A 19,516-nucleotide genomic window follows, 5' to 3' on the forward strand; every position below is an offset into this window, starting at 1 on the left:
TAAGCATCAGCATATAAAGCAAAAGTCTCGGCAACCAAATGGCGAATGTCTTATACTAGTGGGCTTGATTTATAGGCTGATGCCTCGATAAAAGCAGCAGTGATAAACCAGCTAATGATCAATCAGTGAGGCAGGTATGAATAGCGTAGAAAAACGGGCAATCCTCGGGGTCGGTGGTATCTTTGCCTTACGGATGGTTGGTTTGTTTATGATTGTCCCAGTATTTTCTGTATACGGTAACAATTATGCGCATGCGACGCCATTTTTGATTGGTTTGGCAGTTGGTATTTATGGGCTTGGGCAGGCTGTTTTTCAGATACCGATGAGCCTTGCCGCTGACAAATTCCCGCGCAAACCTATTATATTTTTAGGTTTAGTCTTGTTTGCTCTCGGCGGTATCATCGCGGCCAATGCGACGGATATCTATGAAGTCATTATCGGTCGCGCGCTGGCGGGTAGTGGCGCTGTCTCTGCCGTACTGATGGCATTACTGGCTGATGTGACTCGCGAAGAGATGCGTACCAAAGCGATGGCTACGATGGGTTTGACCATTGCGACCTCCATTATGCTTGCGTTTGCCTTTGGCCCGTTGTTGGTTGGTTCGCTTGGCATTTCTGGTCTGTTTTGGCTCACAGCAGGCTTTGCTATTTTGGCGATGTTGCTCTTAATGATAGTACCGACGCCGCTAAGGGTGCTTAAGCATAATCTGGACAATAAATCGATCGGTGAGCAATTAGCGACAGTACTCAAAATTGGTGATTTAAACCGCTTGCATATCGGTATTTTTGCGCTACATCTGACCATGACTGCAATATTTGTCATTTTGCCGCATCAGCTTAATGAAGTGATGGGATTATCAGTACGCCAGCAGGGCTTGGTTTATTTACCCCTACTATTTATTGGTTTTGCGGTAGCGATACCTTTTATTATTATCGCTGAAAAGAAACGCAAGATGCGCCAGGTATTTTTGGGTGCATTGGCATTAATAACCGTAGCTTTAGCCATACTCGCACTGGGTAGTCAGGCGGGTATTGGTATTATTTTAGGCTTATTGCTGTACTTTATGGGCTTTAATCTCATTGAGGCGACCATTCCTTCATGGATTTCTAAGCGCGCGCCAGTGGCCAATAAAGCGACAGCCATGGGAATAAGCTCATCTAGCCAGTTTTTTGGTGCGTTTGTGGGTGGGGCAATGGGCGGGCTATTATTGAGTCAGCCTAGCCTCTTGGCATGGGGTATATTGGCAGTCATTATGGGCATCGCGCTGCTGCTTATTATACCTATTGCGCAGCCACCATACCTATCAAGCACGACCGTTAGTATTCCTAAAAATGTCAATATGCAAGACTGGTCACGCCAGATGCTAGCAGTAGATGGTGTCGATGAGCTAGTCGTGATGGCAAAAGAGAAAGTGGCCTATCTCAAATTGGATAAAACCCAGCTGACGGACGATTCAAGGCAGCAACTATCAAGCTTGGCACAGAGCCCGCTAGATATATAATAGGCCATACATAATGCTATTAGGTTGGTCGAAAAGGTCTGGGTAGTCAAAAACAGAGTAGACAACAACTGTATAGACCGCCACTATTATGAGGGGCAATCTAAACCTCTTTACTTAAATCTATCTCTATTTAAAAGGAATTAATATGAGTAAGTTTACGATGCTGTCTAGTAGTACTGTTATTAGCAAAGACATTGTTCGAGTAGCTGAGCCATCTGCCTCTTTGTCTTTGGTGCCTCGATCAATAGCTAAGGTCGTGTTAGGTGCAGGGCTGTCAGCCACTTTATTCATCTCTGGCTGTGCCACCCAAAATATTCAAGCTTATCAAAATACCACGCCAACGCTCAATATGCATGAGTTTTTCTCAGGTCAGATTGATGGTTGGGGAATGTTTCAGGGCCGCAATGGTGAGGTTAAAAAACGTTTTTATGTCGATATCGATGCCACTCACGAGGGTGACGATGTTATCGTTTTGGATGAGAAGTTCTCATGGTCAGATGGGTCAAAATCGCAGCGTATATGGCGACTGACCAAGCAAGTTGATGGTAGTTGGAAAGGGACGGCAGGCGATGTCATCGGTGAGGCGACAGGGAAAGTCGTTGGTAATACGCTCCACTGGAATTATTTATTAGAATTGCCTGTTGAAGACAAGACCTATAAAGTCAACTTCGATGATTGGATGTATCTTATCAATGAAGATGTCATGCTAAATCGATCTGTAATGAAAAAATTCGGCGTAGAGTTGGGTAGTGTCACCTTAAGTATGCACCGCAATCGCGCTGAAGCTAAGTAAAAAGTGGTATGAAAAGGTTATATCGAAAGCTTACGGTGTTAATCCGTTTATGAAAATGGCAAAATAGTCACATTGTTTTTGACTATAATCATAACCACTATACCTAAGTGCCAGAAACTAAGCGCTAGGAACTAAGCATCAGGATCTAAGCGACATGCATTGTCGCTTGTAGTAAGTAGGCTATAGATATTTGAACCAAAATTAGTTAAAGTAAAATCATAATACTAATAGTATTAATCGATACTACTAACGAAAAATTAAAAAGCTTTATCAAATTATTCATAAGTAAAAGGACGGTATCATGCGCGGAGTTAATAAAGTTATCATCATCGGTAACCTTGGAGCAGACCCTGAGGCACGTCAATTCAATAATGGTGGCGGCGTGACCAATATCTCGGTTGCGACATCAGAGCAATGGACAGACAAACAAAGCGGTGAAAAAAGAGAAGCCACTGAATGGCATCGTATTGCACTCTTTAACCGTTTAGGTGAAATTGCGGCACAGTATTTGCGTAAAGGCAGCAAAGTCTATATCGAAGGCAGCTTGCGTACACGTAAATATCAAGACCCCAATGGCCAAGACCGTTATATCACCGAGATTCGTGCTGAGCAAATGCAAATGCTAGACGGTGCAACTGGCGGTGGTCAAGGCGGAGATAGCTTTGGTGGTCAGAACTCAAACAGCTATGGCAATCAAGGTGGCTCAAATCAGGGCTATAGCAACCAAAATGGTCAAAACAACTTTGGTCAGCAAGGTAACAATCAGCCAGCTCAACAAGGTGGCTATAACCAAGCTAGCGGTGGTCAGAACAGCTACAATAACAATCAAGCACCTGCTCAACAAAACCAGTTTAATCAACCAGCTCAAAAGCCTGCTCAATCTAAGCCTACGGCAATGCCAGATGGCCCTGTAGATGACGATATCCCGTTCTAGGATACACTTTAGACTTTAATGTAAAATATATGTTTTAGAAAACCCGCTACTAGCGGGTTTTCCTTTATCTATAGAATAAAAATAGTCTAAAGTGTATGCTTTGAAATCCCGCTAATAGCGGGGTTTTTTATATGCGACGATAAATATAGTCGATCCTCTATAAAATAGTTACAACGTTAACCTCGCTTGAAGTATCACATGTACATCTGCACTCGGTTGCCTTGTACTTCTTTTCAACTGAATTAACTATAATTTAAAAAACGTCATTTTATAGTATTGCTAAAAGCCATGTAAAAACTATGAAGATGGTCTTTATTTATATAGGTACTAATTACCTAAATAAAATAAAACGTTTGTCTGTTTTTGGTTGTAATTAAGGTTTCCAAAACTTCAATTTTCAAAGAATAAAAATTCAGTAATGGGGTGTTGGGTTAATTATAGAAATTAATAATCGAATAGGTATGGGTTAGAATTATTAAGTTTAAAAGATCTACTTCGCTTATTTATTCGTCAATTTTCATGTCGAAAATGATAAAAATTACCTTTCATATCCTATATCAACCGTCTGTTCTATTAAATCTAATTAATACTAACAGTCTATTAGACAGGTTGATATAATTTACTTGAATCAATGATTTATACGATATTAAAGGTTAGACTTTCGTTTAAAGTAATTTTTATTAGCAAATGAAAAGTCAAGGTTTGGCCATTTAATGGTTTAAAACATAAAAACTTACTTGGTCGGTAGCTTAAAATAAGAATGCCTGCCTCTCACTGCTAGTATTGAGTATATACAATGAATTATGGTGATGTGTTTCGAAAAAGTGATTTAGGTAGAGAAGAGATTAAATCTCAAAGTCTAGGTGTATTGCCGCGAGAAGCTAGAACGTTACTTATTATGATTGATGGCAGACGCACGTATCAGAGTTATCTTAATACGCTCGACAGTAGCAAGATGTTTGCTGAATTTGGTGGTATTGCACCGCTGTTTGAGCTGCTTTTAGACCTTGAGTGTATTGAAGTAGCGTCGGCTGGCAGTGCTGAGACCGAAATACCTACGCTTTCACAGACGACAATTACATCTATACCTGTCACGACTCAATCTCAACCAGCAGCACCAGCTTTTGATGAGAAGTCTGAAATAGAATTCAATAATACATTTAATGGTAAAAGCACGACTAAGGTAAAAGAGTCAGAAAAGAAATCACTCAGTAGTATATTCAAAGCCAAGCCATCTAGTGTTAGCGATGAAACGATAAAATCTGATTTAGCCACATTTATTGAAAAAAATGCAGAACCTATAGAGGCTTGGGGTTATTTACTAAGTCTAGAGCAATGCGGCAATAGGACGCAGTTATTGATCTTAGCAAAAGAAATACAGAATACGAGTAGCGGTAGTTTAGCGCGTGGTATGAATGACTTTATCAAAAGAATTGAACGTTAATATTGACGGTATTCATGTAGTAAACAACGGATATGACAAATATTTGGTTATGAAAAATAACGGTGCTGTCATTGTTGAAAAATCTAGCAAACTAATTGGAGTTTCTTGTGGAATCAGCTGAGCTATCGGAATTAAATTGTCTAAAAATGCGTCATGGTGAGCATGTTATTTTACGTTTAACTTATATTAGCCGTTATAACATCGATAATCCTACTGGTGAAGTGACTCGTATTCTTACTCAAGCGCAGCAAAATAACGAGCGCAATGGTATTACGGGTGCGTTGGTGTTCAACCACAATTACTTTTTGCAAAGTATTGAAGGGGCGAGGCCTGTTATCAATGCATTGCTGAGAAAGTTGGTCAAAGACGATCGACATTATGCACTACAAGTTATCGAGTGCCGTGAAGTTGAGCAGCGTCATTGGAGTAAGTGGTCAATGAAATACTTAATCCCAAGTGATGAAAACAAGGGTCTGGCACTCAAGTTTTCGACAGGCAGTCAGTTCAATCCGTATTTGATGAATACCAATCAAATTATGATGCTGATTGATACGTTATCAGATCTTCAAGAGCAAGAAGAAATCAATGCTTCTAAAAAGAAAAAACCTTGGTTTTCTTTGAATTGATTGACGTTTGGAAAACTATCAGACCCTATGACTTTATTATAAGAGATACGATATGACATCAATAATGGAAGATGCGCCCATTTTAATGAGCATGACATACGCGAGCCGTGCTAATCCGGGCGTATCAGCTAAAGATTTCAATGAAATATTAAAACAAGCACAGGTAAATAATGCTGCCAACGGTATCACTGGTATGCTGACATTTAATAAAGATTATTTTTTGCAAACGGTGGAAGGTCCGAGAGCGCAAATCAATCGTCTATTGTATAGCTTGATTGCTGACCAACGTCATTATGATTTACAGATTATTGAGACACGCGAATTAAAGTATAGAACGTGGTCTAAATGGTCTATGAATTATGCCACTCCGACTGAAAAAAACACTGCGATTTATTTAAAATACTCTACCACCGTTGATTTTAATCCGTACTTATTAAGTGCTGAATCAGCCCGTGAATTGATGAATGAGCTTAGTGACCAACGGGATTAATTGACTATACTCAGATATTATAAATAAAAAATAATCTTCAAAACTCAAAATCTATATTGATATATGGATTTATGTTTATTAAGTATGCGGTCTATTAGCTTTGAAGCGCACTTTATAAGTAGGCCTTCAATCAAAAATATAAACAAATATTGATTTATAAACGAGCATTTAAGTTCTGAAAATTTGTTCATTTACCAAATTTTACTATCCGTTGACTTTTGATATATAAGATATGATAGTTTGCGGTTGTGATAGCATTGCTTTTTGTTTATATTGTCTCCGCCCATAGATATGTTGGCTAACCATATTTTTATTACAAAGAATATCTATTCATGACTTTATCTCATAATGAATAAGTCATCTCGGTTCTTAATAGTGAATATTATCTCTATTAAGGTTGTACCTTTTATTTTACAGTTGGATTTACTATGAGCAAAAATAACGCAATCGATTTAGAAAATCTGAACGTCGACGAGCTACGAGCTATTACTGAAAATGCTCAGCAGCTTATTGCTAAAAAACAACATCAGCGCCTGTATGATGCTTATATGCAATTCGAGAAAATTGCAGAAGAAAGCAATGCTTCTATCGAAGAAATTTTGAAAGCTGGTGAAACGTTAGAGAAGAAACGCAGTATTAAATATCGTAATACTGACAACAACGAAGAAACTTGGACTGGTCGTGGTCGCAAGCCTACGTGGTTGGTCGAAGCCTTAGCAGCGGGTCGTGATATTGAAGGTTTTGCTATTTAAGTATGTACTCACTAACAAGTTTGTACGCACTTTAGCAAAGCATTGACATTAACCCGTCAAAGTATGGTGGCAGTGCTATTTTAACTATCAATATGATTGATAAGATTTTTTATTAAATTTGATAGCGATATCCCTGATCACTGAATAAAAGCCAGTATCTTTCTTATCATTATTTGGTAAGAAGCTACTGGCTTTTTTGCATCTTCCGTACGTCATGTTTTTAGTGCCACTAGGGCGTTGATGATTTATTAATTTAACTGAAACCAATAGTAGCAGTGTTCTAAAAGAGAACAGCTATACACTAGCTTGCGTATTCATAACACAGATAAACATAGATCTCATCATATCCAAGTATACTAAAGAATAACTATTCGTTAATGAATATCACTTATGAACAATTGCTGATAAAATGAACGAATAATGATATAAAGGTATAAGGTAGGTCAAATGACAGACAGTATAAAAGCAAAAAAATGGATTTCTTTGGGAATCATTGCGACGGCTCTTTTGCTTGTCCCTCGGCGCAGTAGTCGAAAAACTGATATAAACCCACATAATAATAAAAATACAAAACCTGACAGTAATGTTAGTAGCATTCAAAATGCTAATAACTGTAGGTAAATGAAACAAGGATTAAATTAAAAGTTAAATTCTTTTAATATAAGTTATTCTGATTATTTATACAGTCATTGATAGAATAGCAATCAGTTAAAAAAACCGAACAATAGAGCGCTCAATTAAAAAAGTTAATTTTGGAGTCTATTAATGACCGCTATCGTTTTATCTATAGTCGGTTCAATAGGTTTTGGATATTAGGAAGCCAAGTGAAAGTACTACAAGTCGTAGATTAATCGAGACTGACATCGTATCCAATTTCTAGAGGAGTGACTATATGATATCTAAACAGACATTCCCCAAGACTTATCCTCTCATTGATACCCATACTCATTTTGATGCTCCAGTATTTGATAGCGATAGAGAATTGCTAGTACAGAAGGCTTATGAGAGTGGTATACGTCATCTTGTATTGGTGGGGTACTCATATCAGTACTTTAAGAGGATGTACACTACCGAACAGTTATTGAACAAGCTGGTACCGTTGACTGCTGAAAACACTGATAGTTTAAATCTATCACAAATTAAAGGTCATACCGCAATAGGCTTACATCCCTTTTATATCAAAGAGCACAGTGAAGATCATCTAAAAAGTATGGCTAGCATGATTGCTAAGCAGCGGCCAATAGCAATTGGTGAGATTGGATTGGATACTTTCACGGAATCTATGAAAGAGCCTCAAGTCGTTGCCAAACAAAAACGGTTTTTTAAGGCGCAATTAGACATGGCAGTGGTTCATAAGTTGCCAGTGATGTTGCATATTCGAAAAGCACATGCAGAAGTACTGGCAATACTGAAGGCACACGATTATGATGCTCACAAATTAGGTGGTATTGCTCATAGTTTCAGCGGTGGTGAACAAGAGGCAAAAGCATTTGTGAAGTTAGGATTTAAATTAGGTGTTACTGGTCAGGTTACCAATCCAAATGCCAAAAAACTGCGTCGCGCCATCCGTGCTGCTGTCGATAGCCATGGTATAGAATGTTTGGTGATAGAAACAGATTGCCCAGACATGACGCCCATCCAGTGCCAGGTGTCAGATAATAGTTGGCCTGATAAGCAGTCACATGACCGTAATGTACCTGCTAACCTGCCATGGGTACTATCAAGCTTAAGTGAGTTGCTCAACGTGTCGCCAGACAGACTTGCTGAGCAATTATGGCACAACAGTTGCAGCGCTTTACAAAAGACATGGGATTATCCCTTAGTATAACCACACTAATTTTAGGCCATTATTATTCATTGCTAGCAATTGATATAACCATAAATAACCGCAGCATATATAAACAAGACAATTTAAAAGAGCACTTAATCTGTTATGAATGAAACACAACAACTTGAGCCAATAGAGGCAGAATCAATTACTACTGAACATTCTATAGTAGGAGCAGTGGTAGAAGAGGTGATTGAGGAAGATGATCAATATGAACGTCGTTTTCAAGGAACACGAACACTCTATGGCGCCTCAGCAGTCGACATCTTCGCTGCTTCTCATGTCTATGTTATAGGTGTAGGGGGTGTTGGTTCTTGGGTAGCAGAGGCTCTCGCTCGGACGGCAGTGGGTACTATCACATTAATTGATTTGGATGTATTGGTTGCCTCTAATATCAATCGGCAGTTACCGGCACTAGATAGTACTTTTGGTCAAAGTAAAATTGGGGCAATGGCGGCTCGTGTTTATGAAATTAACCCAAAGGTCACGCTCAATTTAATTGATGATTTTTTGACAGTAGAAAATGTAGCAAATTTATTACCAAGTCGTGAGGATGCAAAAGCGGCTACGGCTCAAGGCAAACCTATCGTTATTTTAGATTGTGTAGATGATATGAGTGCTAAGTTGGCCATTGCGCTACATTGTCGTTTTAACAAACTAAAACTGATCTGTGCAGGCGGTGCAGGTGGCAAGATAGACCCAAGCCAAATTAAAGTGAGTGACTTGAAAGATAGCTATCAAGACCCGTTGCTTGCTAAATTACGTAATAAACTGCGCCATGAAAAAGGCATCAATAGTGCCTTAAAAGAAAAATTCGGTATTAAATGTGTCTATTCAACAGAGCCACCACGGGTAGATAAAAGCTGTCAAACTGGCGGGTTACACTGTGGTGGTTACGGCTCAGCAGTTGTTGTCACATCAGTCGTTGCGATGATTATGGTGAGTGAAGCTTTACAATTATTAATAAAACAGACGGGCACCAATCAAAGCGTCTGATCTTATTTAATGGAGTCTATTTTGTCTATATCTAACGCACCGAAACACAGCTATCCAGTAGCAGCGGATGAAGTAGAACGTATCCATAAGCTCAAAAAGTATAGAGTACTGAATGATAATAATGAGCCTGCATTTGATCGGTTGGTCAATTTGGCCAAGCGGTTTTTTGATGTATCCATCATTACTATTAGCTTTATGGATGAAGAGACACAGTATCTAAAATCTGCCTACGGCCTAGACGATGTATGCCAAGTGACACGTGAAGTCGCTATTTGTAATTATACTGTGATGTCTGATGAAGTTTTTGTGGTGCCAGATCTGATAGCAGACAGCCGCTTTAGCCAAAATCCGTTGGTGACAGAGCCCCCTTGTTTAAAGTTTTATGCTGGTGCACCAATTATTCTCATTGAAGACAATAAAAGTTATCGTTTAGGCTCTTTGTGCTTGATGGATACAGAGCCCAAGCATGATTTTGATGAGGAGCAAGCACAGGTATTGGCACAATTTGCAATGATGGCAGCCGATGCTTTGCAACTCCAGGACAAGCAGCGTGATGCTAAACATGCCAATGAGATGAAGTCGAGTTTTCTGGCCAATATGAGTCATGAGATCCGCACACCGATGAACGGTATTATTGGTATGGTAGAGATGCTAGGGGATACCAAACTTAGCGAAGAACAACAGGATTGTGTCGACAACATCAAAGTTTCCAATGAGCATTTGATGGCCATTATTAATGGAATTTTAGACTTATCGAAAGTTGAATCTGGAAAAATGACGATTGATCATATTCCGGTAAATTTATCTGAATTGTGTAATGAAGTTATCAGCCTCTTCTCTGTCAAAGCACATCAGCGAAGTTTAGCGTTAGAATATAATTATACTGAGTCGTTATCGCCTTATGTGCAAGGAGACCCAGTACGTATTAAACAAATAATTGCGAATCTCGTTAATAATGCGATTAAGTTCACTCGTGAAGGTGGTCAAGTCAGTATTAATGTTAAACACGCACCTAACTGTCAGTGCGATAGTATTGAAAGGCATGGTACAGATGAAGACCACTCTCAAGCAATGCCAAGTTCTCAAGCAATGCCAAGTTCTCAAGCAATGCCAAACAGTACTTTGAATGAAATTACTGTTCACGAGACGGGTATAGACTCTATCTCCTCTGAAGGAATGACAGTATGTATCGAAGTCACAGATACTGGCGTTGGTATTAAAGAAGAGTCATTAGATGCGATATTTAATGCTTATGACCAAGCGAATCAATTCACACATCGTCTCTATGGTGGTACGGGTCTTGGACTATCAGTTTGCAAATCTTTGGTTGATTTGATGGGTGGCCATATTGATGTCAGTAGCGAAGTGGGTGTTGGCACCACTTTTACTGTTTTATTGCCTCTACCTACAATTGGTGAAGAGTACTACCAAAAATGGCAAGCAGAAAATGACTTCACTATGATGAAGCCGACGCAAGAGCGTACTGGTCATATACTGTTGGTTGAAGATGATACCGTCAATGCGATTATCGCCAAAAAAGCGCTAACCAATAGTGGTCATACTGTGACGCATGTCGCTGATGGGCAGCAAGCCATTGAAGCATTCGCGCTGTCACCTGAGCGCTATGATGTTATCTTGATGGATCACCATATGCCTATTTTAGATGGGGTGCAGGCGACCATTAAATTGCATGAAATGTATGATTCACAATCATTGCCGCCTATTATTGCTTTAACGGCCAACGCGATGGATGGTGAACGCGAAAAGTATCTAAAGGTTGGTATGCAAGACTATTGCACCAAGCCATTTAAGCAGGAGCAGTTGAATGCATTGGTACAGTATTGGTTGATACAAAAACAATCAGCAGAATAGTTGTGTGGGAAACAACTACTGAGATTGACACATCATTATTTCTGATTGTCGGCATAAATACAAAAAAAGCTGAATCCCTCGATTAGGGATTCAGTTTTTTTATTACGTGATCAAAATAATATAAATTGCCTATTATTTTTACATGTTATTAGTTAACGCGAGTTTGATAGTCACCAGTACGAGTATCGACACGTACGACTTCACCTTGCTGTACAAATAGAGGTACACGTACGACAGCGCCTGTCTCTAGCTTAGCTGGTTTACCACCACCACCTGATGTATCACCACGCACACCAGGATCCGTTTCAGTGATTTGCAATTCAACGAAGTTAGGCGGTGTTACTGATAGAGGTGCACCGTTGAATAAAGTGATGGTACATGATGCATTGCTGTTTTCTTTTAGCCATTGTATTGAGTCGCCCATCGATGTTTTATCAGCTTGGATCTGCTCAAAACTTTCTGGATCCATAAAATGCCAAAACTCGCCATCGTTATACAGATAGTTCATTTCAGTATCCATCACATCAGCAGCTTCTAAGCTGTCACCTGATTTAAATGTCTGTTCTAACACTTTGCCACTACGAAGATTGCGTAGTTTGACGCGGTTAAAGGCTTGGCCTTTACCTGGTTTAACAAACTCATTCTCAAGAATAGAACAAGGATTGCCATCGAGCATGACTTTTAGACCAGCTTTAAATTCATTAGTAGAAAAATTTGCCACAGGAGACTCCTAGGGGTTGTAAATATGATGATAGATAATGGGGTATGGGGCTTGCTGCATCAAAATCGTTTATTACGCTAAGTGTTTACAAGATTGGTCGTATGCTTTGATAGGCGACGCACTAAGAGCGTATAATATCGGCTTTTGGGCACAGGTAACAGGTTGTCATGATAAACCATTTAATCACACAAAAAAACTGGCAAACGCAATTAACCGAAGCCATTACTTCTATTGATGAGCTATTAAGTCTCTTGCAGCTTGAATCACTACGTACCAGTGTCTATGTGCCTAAGCATTTTGAGCTGCGTGTACCGCGAGGTTTTGTGGCAAAAATGACTGTTGGGGATAGTAATGACCCTTTATTGAAGCAAGTATTGCCAGATCAACAGGAGCAAATCAAAGTAACGGGCTATGTGGCTGACCCCTTACACGAGAATGCTCAAAACCCAGTAAAGGGTATGCTTCATAAATACCAGTCAAGAGTATTACTTACCATTACAGGTGCTTGTGCCATTCATTGCCGTTATTGCTTCCGTCAGCACTTTGACTACAGCGCTAATATGCCAACGGCCGATGCAAAAGAAAATATTATTCGTTATATCACGGAGCATCCGGAAGTTAATGAGGTGATTTTGAGTGGTGGTGATCCATTGAATGTGACAAATAGGCGTTTGTTTGCATGGCTGGATACGCTAGAGTCGCTCCCGCAACTGACCACGATTCGACTGCATACTCGCTTACCCTTGGTCATTCCAGCACGTTTAGATGATGCGTTGCTGGCTAGATTGTCTCAAAGTCGCTGTCACATTGTCATGGTGATTCACTGCAATCATGCCAATGAGATAGATACCTTGACGTCAGAATATTTGCAACGTGCTAGAGCAGCTGGCGTGACTTTACTAAACCAAGCGGTTTTATTAAAAGGTATTAATGATAGTGTTGAGACTCAAACTCAGTTAAGCCAACGTTTGTTCTCATGTGGGGTGCTACCTTATTACCTGCACTTATTAGACAAGGTTGCTGGCGCCGCACATTTTGATAGAGACGAGCGGTCGTCAATCGAGCTTTACTGGTCACTACTGGCCGCATTACCAGGCTACCTCGTGCCAAAACTGGTAAGAGAGCTACCGAACAAACCTTTTAAGGTGCCAATTAACATTTACAATGTAAATTAATATAGGCACTATAGGATATTAGAAATAGTAAACAAAGAGTGTTTTATTTGAAGGTTTACGTGCTGACAAATAGGTGTTGGATACCCTAATGACAGCTAAAACTATACTGTCGATTTTTGAGAGTGGCAGCTACTTTGCATTATTTTATTATTACGGATGGTATGGCTAAGTAGTCGCCTTCTGCTAAGTTACTCAGAGTTACTAGGAAGAATGATGATAACTTTATCGGCATTTCAAGAATATTTATCTTCTGCAGAATCACTACCGCCACTATTGATTCGAGCGGCTAGTGGTCAAGAGAGTTACTTGCTTAAACTATTGGAAAACTTGCCTTCGCAAACGCAAATACAGCAGGTTAATCAGTTAGAGAAGATGCTGACGGTATTACGCGTGGCCAATATAGATGAGCAGCAACGTCTTAAACTGATGATTGCGGTGATAGGTGCTTCAGATAAATTAGTTGCTGCACTGCGGCAGCATTTTATTTATGAGCCAAAAGCACTTAATAGCGTTCAGCTAGGTTATGTGAATCAGATAAAGTCACTGTACTATCTCATTATTATGGCCTATGACAGAGTTACACGTTACAAAATATCACTGTTAAACAGCCAACAGAAATACACGGCAAGTAACGGTTGGCAACGCTATTTTAATGGTGACAAATCTTCATCAACGACACTTGCCATCGCTATTTATCAGACGTTACTGATGTATCAAAGACTCTTGTTTACAGAAGCGCTTTGTTATCAAAAACCATCTTCTTATTTATGGGCCAAAATTAATCAGCTGTATTACCTTGCTTATCAGTATCATGCTGCTGAAGTTGATTTAAGTAAAGTGATAGATACCCAGTATGCTAATAATATACACCGCTTGTACTGTCAAATTTGTTTACACAGCTTATTAAACGTGCGTGCTATGCGTCGTCCTAATATTCTGGTAGTACAACGTTTATTGTCTGGATGGGCTGAGTATATTGTTGCGACAATAGAACCACAAACTGAGACTCGGATATATGTAGATTTACAAAGTAACAAGCCGCCTTCTTATCTCACTGCCAATTCTATAATCAATCCATACGAAGATCGCTATCATTGCTTGTTTATAGAGTTGGATCCGATGCTTGAGTATTTTGACTCACGTAGCCAAGCTTTGATTAGAGAAGACAGTGAAGGGCTAGAGAGTTACTTGCTCCAAAACATAGCAACGACGATTCGTTATCGCTATCTCAAATTGCCTCTCGCAGCAGCACCAAAACGCTATACAGAAAAAGAGGCTGTTTTGATTACTGGTTTTAATAATATTCATTATCGTGTGAGTCATTCACAAAGTTTTGCAATCGTGATTGCTAAAAATGAATTACCAGATGAGCATCAACCTCGTTATGATACTTTTAATAAAAAACAAGATAGTAGCGAGATATTGGCCAGTGAAATATTCGATCGTAAAGGTGGTTTGTCACTATTTCGCACGCTAAGTTTATCGGCCAAAGCAGACAAGTTAGATAAAGAAAACTCAAAAGAAAGTCATAGTAAAGATGCAGTGACTGCTGACGATGATGTCGCTATGACGGCACCACCGCCATTACATGTTATGAGTCTTCTTTTGGTCTGTCGTTCTGACACAACCACACCGCCCGATTGGTCACTTGGTGTCGTGCGTTGGCTGAGTCTTGATATTGAAAACCCAGAGGTTGATTGGCAAATATTGGGACATCAATTAGTGGCCTGTGGTCTGCGTTTAGAAGGCACAGCAACGCGCAGCCAACATTTTATACCAGCATTCATCCTTGGTCGGGAAGCGCATCTGCAAACCACAGGAACTCTAATAGTACCAACATCTTATTTCCAGACAGATGACAGAGTCATTATGCGTATCAACACCAAACAAACTTTGTTACGTTTGGGGAAGCGGCTACTGATTACGGATGAATTTAGCCAGTATGAGGTGGTGCAGTTGTAGACTTTTTAAAGGATTATCAAAGATAGAAAAGTAGTAATATAAATACGGAATTGAATAGACTTTGTTTACTTGACTTCGGTTTCAATAATTAAGGTAGATCAGCACGTTAGATAATGATAAGTTAGTCAGCAATCATTAAAATTATTGTCTATAATGTTCGATATTATTACTATTATTTATACGGTATCATTGGCTAAAAAGTATATTATCTTAATCCTAAAAGCATGCCAGTATCATAAAGACCGCTAAGCCTATTCCCATAGTGCATTCTGTATTAGGTTGATTTCTGGAACAGATGTAGGGTATTAACAGCAATATATAAAAATAAGATCACAAAGTTTAAAAGGCTTATTATGCGTAATCAATCTATCTTAAACCTATTAGTCATCGATGATGATCAGCTCTATGCTGAACGTCTAGTACATTTGCTAGGCTGTTATTATGACAGTGTGAATTTAGGGTTTTTGGATGATAAAGAAGAGCTATTAAAACTGCTGCGGCAACCATGGGATGTTTTGGTATTCGGTAATGCCTACGATATGAATTTTACGGATGTAGTGGGCCTCGTCCAAGAACAAAGTATTGACTTACCTATGATCTGCTTATTAAATGAGGAGATGGCAGCGACAGCCCATAATGATGAGGGATTACCCAACATTATTAGCGGTACAATGGTCAAGGCGCTCAAAGTAGACGAAGAAATGGCCGTTGTGATGTCTATCTGTTTACAGCATGACAACTTACGCAGTCGTCGCGAGCTTAAAACGTTACGGCATGTACTCTCTGAAGCGGAGCAGCGCGCCAATGTATTGATTAAAAACTCTAAAAGTGCAGTGGCTTACATAGATCAAGGCATCCACATCTTCGCCAATGAGCCTTATCTTCAACTTTTTGGGTTTGCATCGATGAATGATGCCATCGGCGTGCCTATAATTGACCTTATTGCAGGTGGTGATAACGTCAAGGGCTTTAAGCAGTTCTTACGTCAGTTTGCGAAAGGAAATCGTCAAGAAGTAGAATTTAAGTTTGAAAGCCTACGGACGGATGGAAGTACTTTTGAAGCAAAGTTACAACTGGCTGCCGCGACTCTAGAGGGTGAGCCGGTTACTCAGGTTATCATCCAACAAGATAACAGTAATAGCGCCGAGGTGGCCAAACGCTTGGCAGCGGCTGAATGTAAAGACAGCCTGACAGGCATTAACAATCGCCGCGGCTTTGAAGAGAAAATGGCAGTAATATATCAGCAAGCCCGCCAAGGAGAGCTGACAGCAGGATTGTTATACGTCCAACTCGACAATATTGGTAAGATCAGAAGCAGTCTAGGCTTGCAAGGAATAGACGCTACTGTCAAACAGGTCGCTTATGCGTTAGATGAACTGGTAGCAGATGGGACTGTGAGCCGTTTTAGTGATACGGCTTTTACCATCATTGTAGAAGATAAAACAACAGCAGAGCTTAAAACGCTGGCTGAGAAAATCGGTTCGCGTATTAATGGTATGCTCATTGAAGTGGACAAACGCACGACTAGTACCACAGTTAGTATCGGTATTGTCAAAATCGAAAAAAATACAGCAGAGCCAAATATATTGCTTGAGCGTGCGATGGACGCCATCAACCAGGTTATGCTGGAGACAGCAAATAACGGGGCTACTTACCATTTGTACGATCCGAGTGAACATGCTAATAGTGATGATCATGCACTGGCTGAATCATTAGTTGATGCCATTACTAATAATCGTTTTGAGCTAACATTCCAACCAATATATGATATTAATAATGATCGCAGTGACTTCTTTGAAGTGTATTTACGCTTGCCATTGTCAGACGCTGATAACACAGTGCTGACACCTGACCAGTTTATGGCCGTTGCCAAAACACATAAGTTGCTCGAAAAGATAGATCGCTGGGTACTGATCAATGCCTGTAGAAAAGTAAACGATGTACGTAAAACATATCCTGAAGCTAAGCTGTTAGTACAGTTGACGAGTGCCTCATTAATAGATAAAAAACTATCTAGCGTGGCTAGCCAGCTAATCAAAGCAGTGGGCGGTGCAGTGGGCGTGCTTACTTTGCAGTTTAATGAAAAAGACATTGCAGATCATTTGACGATCGCGAAAACTCAGTTTGCAGCGCTTGGCCAAGCCGGTTGTCAGATGGGTATTAATAACTTTGGCTCTTCTGCCAAATCCATAGAAATTGCCAGTTTTGTGCAGCCAGATATGGTACGTCTACCGCGTAGCTACGTAGAAAACATCGATTCGGCAGAGAATTTGGAAACGGTCAAATCACTTATCATACGTACCAACGAAGTTAAAGTAGATGTGCTGATGCCTTATATTGAAGATGCAGCGACCATGTCTGTCGCTTGGAGCGTAGGTGCGCGCTACCTGCAAGGCTATTATTTGGAAGCGCCTAGTAAAATAATGAAAGTTGCGACCTAGACACTGCATAATATTTTTCTTCATATCCGTCATTCAAGTATTATTTGTAAGTGTATCTCTCATAAATAGTGCTGTATTTCTATAAGCAGCTATGTATACGTGACAATTAATAGTACTCTGTGTTTCTTAACATGGTCTCATTATATATGTCGTTCATACATGGCTGACACTCTCTACTCAAAGATTGCCAAAATGCCTAACACTCGTAAATATCAAATGAGCAGTCTGCTTGCCGCTATTTTATTACTCAGTGCTTGCGATCGTACGCCACCTGATCACCGTGCTTCTGTGACATTGCCGCTATATACTGACGGTGATGCAGATAATGGTGCCATTATTTATCAAGATGCCTGTGGGCAATGTCATCAGCTCAATGCTGGACTCAATAAAAAAGGTCCACAGCTGATGAATATCTATGGTGCCCATGCTGCTCAGCTAACAGACTACACCTATAGTAAAGGACTGAAGCAATCAGAATGGGTATGGGATGCTGAGACGCTCGATCCTTATATTGCTGACGCGCAAAAAGTCATGACAGACTCAAAGATGCTGTCAAATCCGATGCCAGATGCCAAAGAGCGTGCTGATGTGATTGCCTATTTATCAACACTCCGTGAGTCAGTGCCAGTCGTTGAAAGCGAAGAAAAGTAGCTTCTCATTTATAATAAAAGCCTGTATTCGAGTCCATAAATTGAGACTTATCCAAAGACATGATTTTTGCCTTATACTGACCAAATAATGTCTATTTTAATTCTATGACTAAATGTTCAATATGCCCCATTATTTCCATAAAAATGAGCCGATGATTCACTATGACAATTGTAACCACCGACTACGCCGCTAATCAGCAAAAAATTACGCAGTTAATGATACAGCTGAATCAAATTGTATTGGACAAACCTCAAGTGGTGAATCTGGCACTTAGCGGCATACTGGCAGGTGGGCACTTACTATTGCAAGATTTGCCCGGCATGGGTAAGACTACCTTGGCTCAAGGGCTGGCACAATTATTGGGGCTGAGTTTTAGTCGAGTCCAATTCACTAATGATATGCTACCTGCAGATATCTTAGGTATGAGCATCTATGACCAAAGCAAACTGAAATTTGAATTTCGTCTCGGTCCTATTTTCACTCAGCTTTTGCTCGCTGATGAGATTAATCGTTCCAGTCCTAAAACACAAAGTGCGCTACTCGAAGCCATGGAAGAGCGACAGGTAACGCAGGATGGTCAGACCTATCGTTTGCCTCAGCCATTTTTTGTGATTGCAACCCAAAACCCATTGCAGCAAGCTGGTGTATATCCGCTTCCTGAATCGCAGCTTGATCGATTCTTATTATGTCTATCGTTGGGTTACCCCTCACCAGCTGCTGAGCGTGAGCTGCTAAAAGGTCAGGATCGTCGTGAGTTATTGAAGGGTTTAGATGCGGTACTTGATACCGAGGCTGTCTTATTAGCACAGCAAGGGGTTAAACAGGTTTATGTGGCAGATGTGGTCTTGGATTACATACAAAGACTGGTTGCAAAAACACGAGCAAGCCAAGAATATCATGGGTTATCACCGCGTGGAGTACTGTCGCTACAACGTGCAGCACAGGCTCATGCTTATGTATCAGGGCACATGGAGATGACCCCTGAAGATGTCCAAGCCGTGTTTGCAGCAGTCACTGATCATCGTCTTGGTCAACGCTTTGTACCGGCGCATGTGACGGGTGGTCTAATGACGAAGACTATCGCACAACGTATTTTGGCAGAAGTGCCAGTCGTTATCTAAAAGCCTTTTGAGTAAAAGCCGTTTAAGTAAAAGTTAGTTAATTGATCATAGGTTCTAGTGGTTGAGTTATTTAGCAATGTATCAATCAATGAATCACTGGCTGTTGAAAGCTTATCACTTAACAGAAACTGTGTTCTTTCTAAGTAAATACTCGAGAGGCATCTGTTGTCAAAATTGTCGTCCAATACCGACGATATTATCAATTCTAT

16 protein-coding genes are annotated in these 19,516 nt (G+C 40.1%); 15 read left to right on the forward strand and 1 reads right to left on the reverse strand.

What is annotated here, in order from left to right; genetic code table 11:
• Positions 1-136: 136 nt before the first annotated feature.
• The 10 genes from IPZ60_RS10365 (at position 137) to IPZ60_RS10410 (ending at position 11,236) form a co-directional block, all read left to right on the forward strand.
• Entirely contained in the window at positions 137-1,501 is a 1,365-nt protein-coding gene (locus tag IPZ60_RS10365; RefSeq protein ID WP_194197716.1) for an MFS transporter, read from the forward strand.
• A 145-nt stretch (positions 1,502-1,646) separates the two neighbouring features.
• Complete coding sequence (locus IPZ60_RS10370; protein WP_227669330.1) at positions 1,647-2,294, forward strand: DUF3833 domain-containing protein; 648 nt, start codon at positions 1,647-1,649, stop codon at positions 2,292-2,294.
• Between the two features lie 301 nt (positions 2,295-2,595).
• Entirely contained in the window at positions 2,596-3,228 is a 633-nt protein-coding gene (gene ssb / locus IPZ60_RS10375) for a single-stranded DNA-binding protein (protein ID WP_194197717.1), read from the forward strand.
• 796 nt (positions 3,229-4,024) lie between these two features.
• The gene (locus IPZ60_RS10380) at positions 4,025-4,672 is read left to right on the forward strand and encodes a hypothetical protein (RefSeq protein ID WP_194197718.1); all 648 of its coding nucleotides are present in this window, start codon (positions 4,025-4,027) and stop codon (positions 4,670-4,672) included.
• 107 nt (positions 4,673-4,779) lie between these two features.
• Positions 4,780-5,298, forward strand: a complete 519-nt coding sequence (locus tag IPZ60_RS10385; RefSeq protein WP_320108733.1) for a BLUF domain-containing protein — start codon at positions 4,780-4,782, stop codon at positions 5,296-5,298.
• Positions 5,299-5,350: 52 nt separating this feature from the next.
• Positions 5,351-5,788: a BLUF domain-containing protein gene (locus IPZ60_RS10390; protein ID WP_194197719.1), complete on the forward strand. Its 438-nt coding sequence runs from the start codon at positions 5,351-5,353 to the stop codon at positions 5,786-5,788.
• 428 nt (positions 5,789-6,216) lie between these two features.
• Positions 6,217-6,540 (forward strand): H-NS family nucleoid-associated regulatory protein, encoded by a 324-nt coding sequence (locus IPZ60_RS10395; RefSeq protein WP_194197720.1) that lies wholly within the window; start codon positions 6,217-6,219, stop codon positions 6,538-6,540.
• Between the two features lie 892 nt (positions 6,541-7,432).
• Positions 7,433-8,368 carry a TatD family hydrolase gene (locus IPZ60_RS10400; RefSeq protein ID WP_194197721.1) on the forward strand — a complete coding sequence of 312 codons (936 nt, stop codon included), beginning with the start codon at positions 7,433-7,435 and terminating at the stop codon, positions 8,366-8,368.
• Between the two features lie 105 nt (positions 8,369-8,473).
• Entirely contained in the window at positions 8,474-9,364 is an 891-nt protein-coding gene (locus tag IPZ60_RS10405) for a ThiF family adenylyltransferase (protein WP_194197722.1), read from the forward strand.
• A gap of 21 nt (positions 9,365-9,385) precedes the next feature.
• Entirely contained in the window at positions 9,386-11,236 is a 1,851-nt protein-coding gene (locus tag IPZ60_RS10410; RefSeq protein ID WP_227669331.1) for a GAF domain-containing hybrid sensor histidine kinase/response regulator, read from the forward strand.
• A 148-nt stretch (positions 11,237-11,384) separates the two neighbouring features.
• On the opposite strand, the gene efp is transcribed toward IPZ60_RS10410, so the two are convergent.
• Positions 11,385-11,957 carry an elongation factor P gene (efp, locus tag IPZ60_RS10415; RefSeq protein WP_194197724.1) on the reverse strand — a complete coding sequence of 191 codons (573 nt, stop codon included), beginning with the start codon at positions 11,955-11,957 and terminating at the stop codon, positions 11,385-11,387.
• Between the two features lie 167 nt (positions 11,958-12,124).
• Here efp and epmB point away from each other — a divergent pair, with 167 nt between their 5' ends.
• The 5 genes from epmB to IPZ60_RS10440 all read left to right on the forward strand — a co-directional run bounded on the left by epmB (position 12,125) and on the right by IPZ60_RS10440 (position 19,307).
• Entirely contained in the window at positions 12,125-13,132 is a 1,008-nt protein-coding gene (epmB, locus tag IPZ60_RS10420; RefSeq protein ID WP_194197725.1) for an EF-P beta-lysylation protein EpmB, read from the forward strand.
• A gap of 213 nt (positions 13,133-13,345) precedes the next feature.
• On the forward strand, positions 13,346-15,094 hold the full coding sequence (locus IPZ60_RS10425; RefSeq protein ID WP_194197726.1) for a hypothetical protein: 1,749 nt from the start codon (positions 13,346-13,348) through the stop codon (positions 15,092-15,094).
• 353 nt (positions 15,095-15,447) lie between these two features.
• Positions 15,448-17,535, forward strand: coding sequence for an EAL domain-containing protein (locus tag IPZ60_RS10430; RefSeq protein ID WP_194197727.1), 2,088 nt, complete (start codon positions 15,448-15,450; stop codon positions 17,533-17,535).
• 159 nt (positions 17,536-17,694) lie between these two features.
• Positions 17,695-18,186 carry a cytochrome c family protein gene (locus tag IPZ60_RS10435; RefSeq protein WP_227669332.1) on the forward strand — a complete coding sequence of 164 codons (492 nt, stop codon included), beginning with the start codon at positions 17,695-17,697 and terminating at the stop codon, positions 18,184-18,186.
• 161 nt (positions 18,187-18,347) lie between these two features.
• Positions 18,348-19,307, forward strand: a complete 960-nt coding sequence (locus tag IPZ60_RS10440) for a MoxR family ATPase (RefSeq protein WP_194197728.1) — start codon at positions 18,348-18,350, stop codon at positions 19,305-19,307.
• Positions 19,308-19,516 lie beyond the last annotated feature (209 nt).

The sequence above is a fragment of the Psychrobacter sp. NG25 genome, from assembly GCF_015234355.1.
Classification (GTDB): domain Bacteria; phylum Pseudomonadota; class Gammaproteobacteria; order Pseudomonadales; family Moraxellaceae; genus Psychrobacter.

Coding starts and splice junctions, on each gene's coding strand:
- ssb (WP_194197717.1), top strand. CDS start 2,596: ATGCGCGGAGTTAATAAAGTTATCATCATCGGTAACCTTGGAGCAGAC.
- IPZ60_RS10440 (WP_194197728.1), top strand. CDS start 18,348: ATGACAATTGTAACCACCGACTACGCCGCTAATCAGCAAAAAATTACG.
- IPZ60_RS10400 (WP_194197721.1), top strand. CDS start 7,433: ATGATATCTAAACAGACATTCCCCAAGACTTATCCTCTCATTGATACC.
- IPZ60_RS10370 (WP_227669330.1), top strand. CDS start 1,647: ATGAGTAAGTTTACGATGCTGTCTAGTAGTACTGTTATTAGCAAAGAC.
- IPZ60_RS10395 (WP_194197720.1), top strand. CDS start 6,217: ATGAGCAAAAATAACGCAATCGATTTAGAAAATCTGAACGTCGACGAG.
- IPZ60_RS10380 (WP_194197718.1), top strand. CDS start 4,025: ATGAATTATGGTGATGTGTTTCGAAAAAGTGATTTAGGTAGAGAAGAG.
- IPZ60_RS10425 (WP_194197726.1), top strand. CDS start 13,346: ATGATAACTTTATCGGCATTTCAAGAATATTTATCTTCTGCAGAATCA.
- IPZ60_RS10390 (WP_194197719.1), top strand. CDS start 5,351: ATGACATCAATAATGGAAGATGCGCCCATTTTAATGAGCATGACATAC.
- epmB (WP_194197725.1), top strand. CDS start 12,125: ATGATAAACCATTTAATCACACAAAAAAACTGGCAAACGCAATTAACC.
- IPZ60_RS10430 (WP_194197727.1), top strand. CDS start 15,448: ATGCGTAATCAATCTATCTTAAACCTATTAGTCATCGATGATGATCAG.
- IPZ60_RS10405 (WP_194197722.1), top strand. CDS start 8,474: ATGAATGAAACACAACAACTTGAGCCAATAGAGGCAGAATCAATTACT.
- IPZ60_RS10365 (WP_194197716.1), top strand. CDS start 137: ATGAATAGCGTAGAAAAACGGGCAATCCTCGGGGTCGGTGGTATCTTT.
- IPZ60_RS10435 (WP_227669332.1), top strand. CDS start 17,695: ATGGCTGACACTCTCTACTCAAAGATTGCCAAAATGCCTAACACTCGT.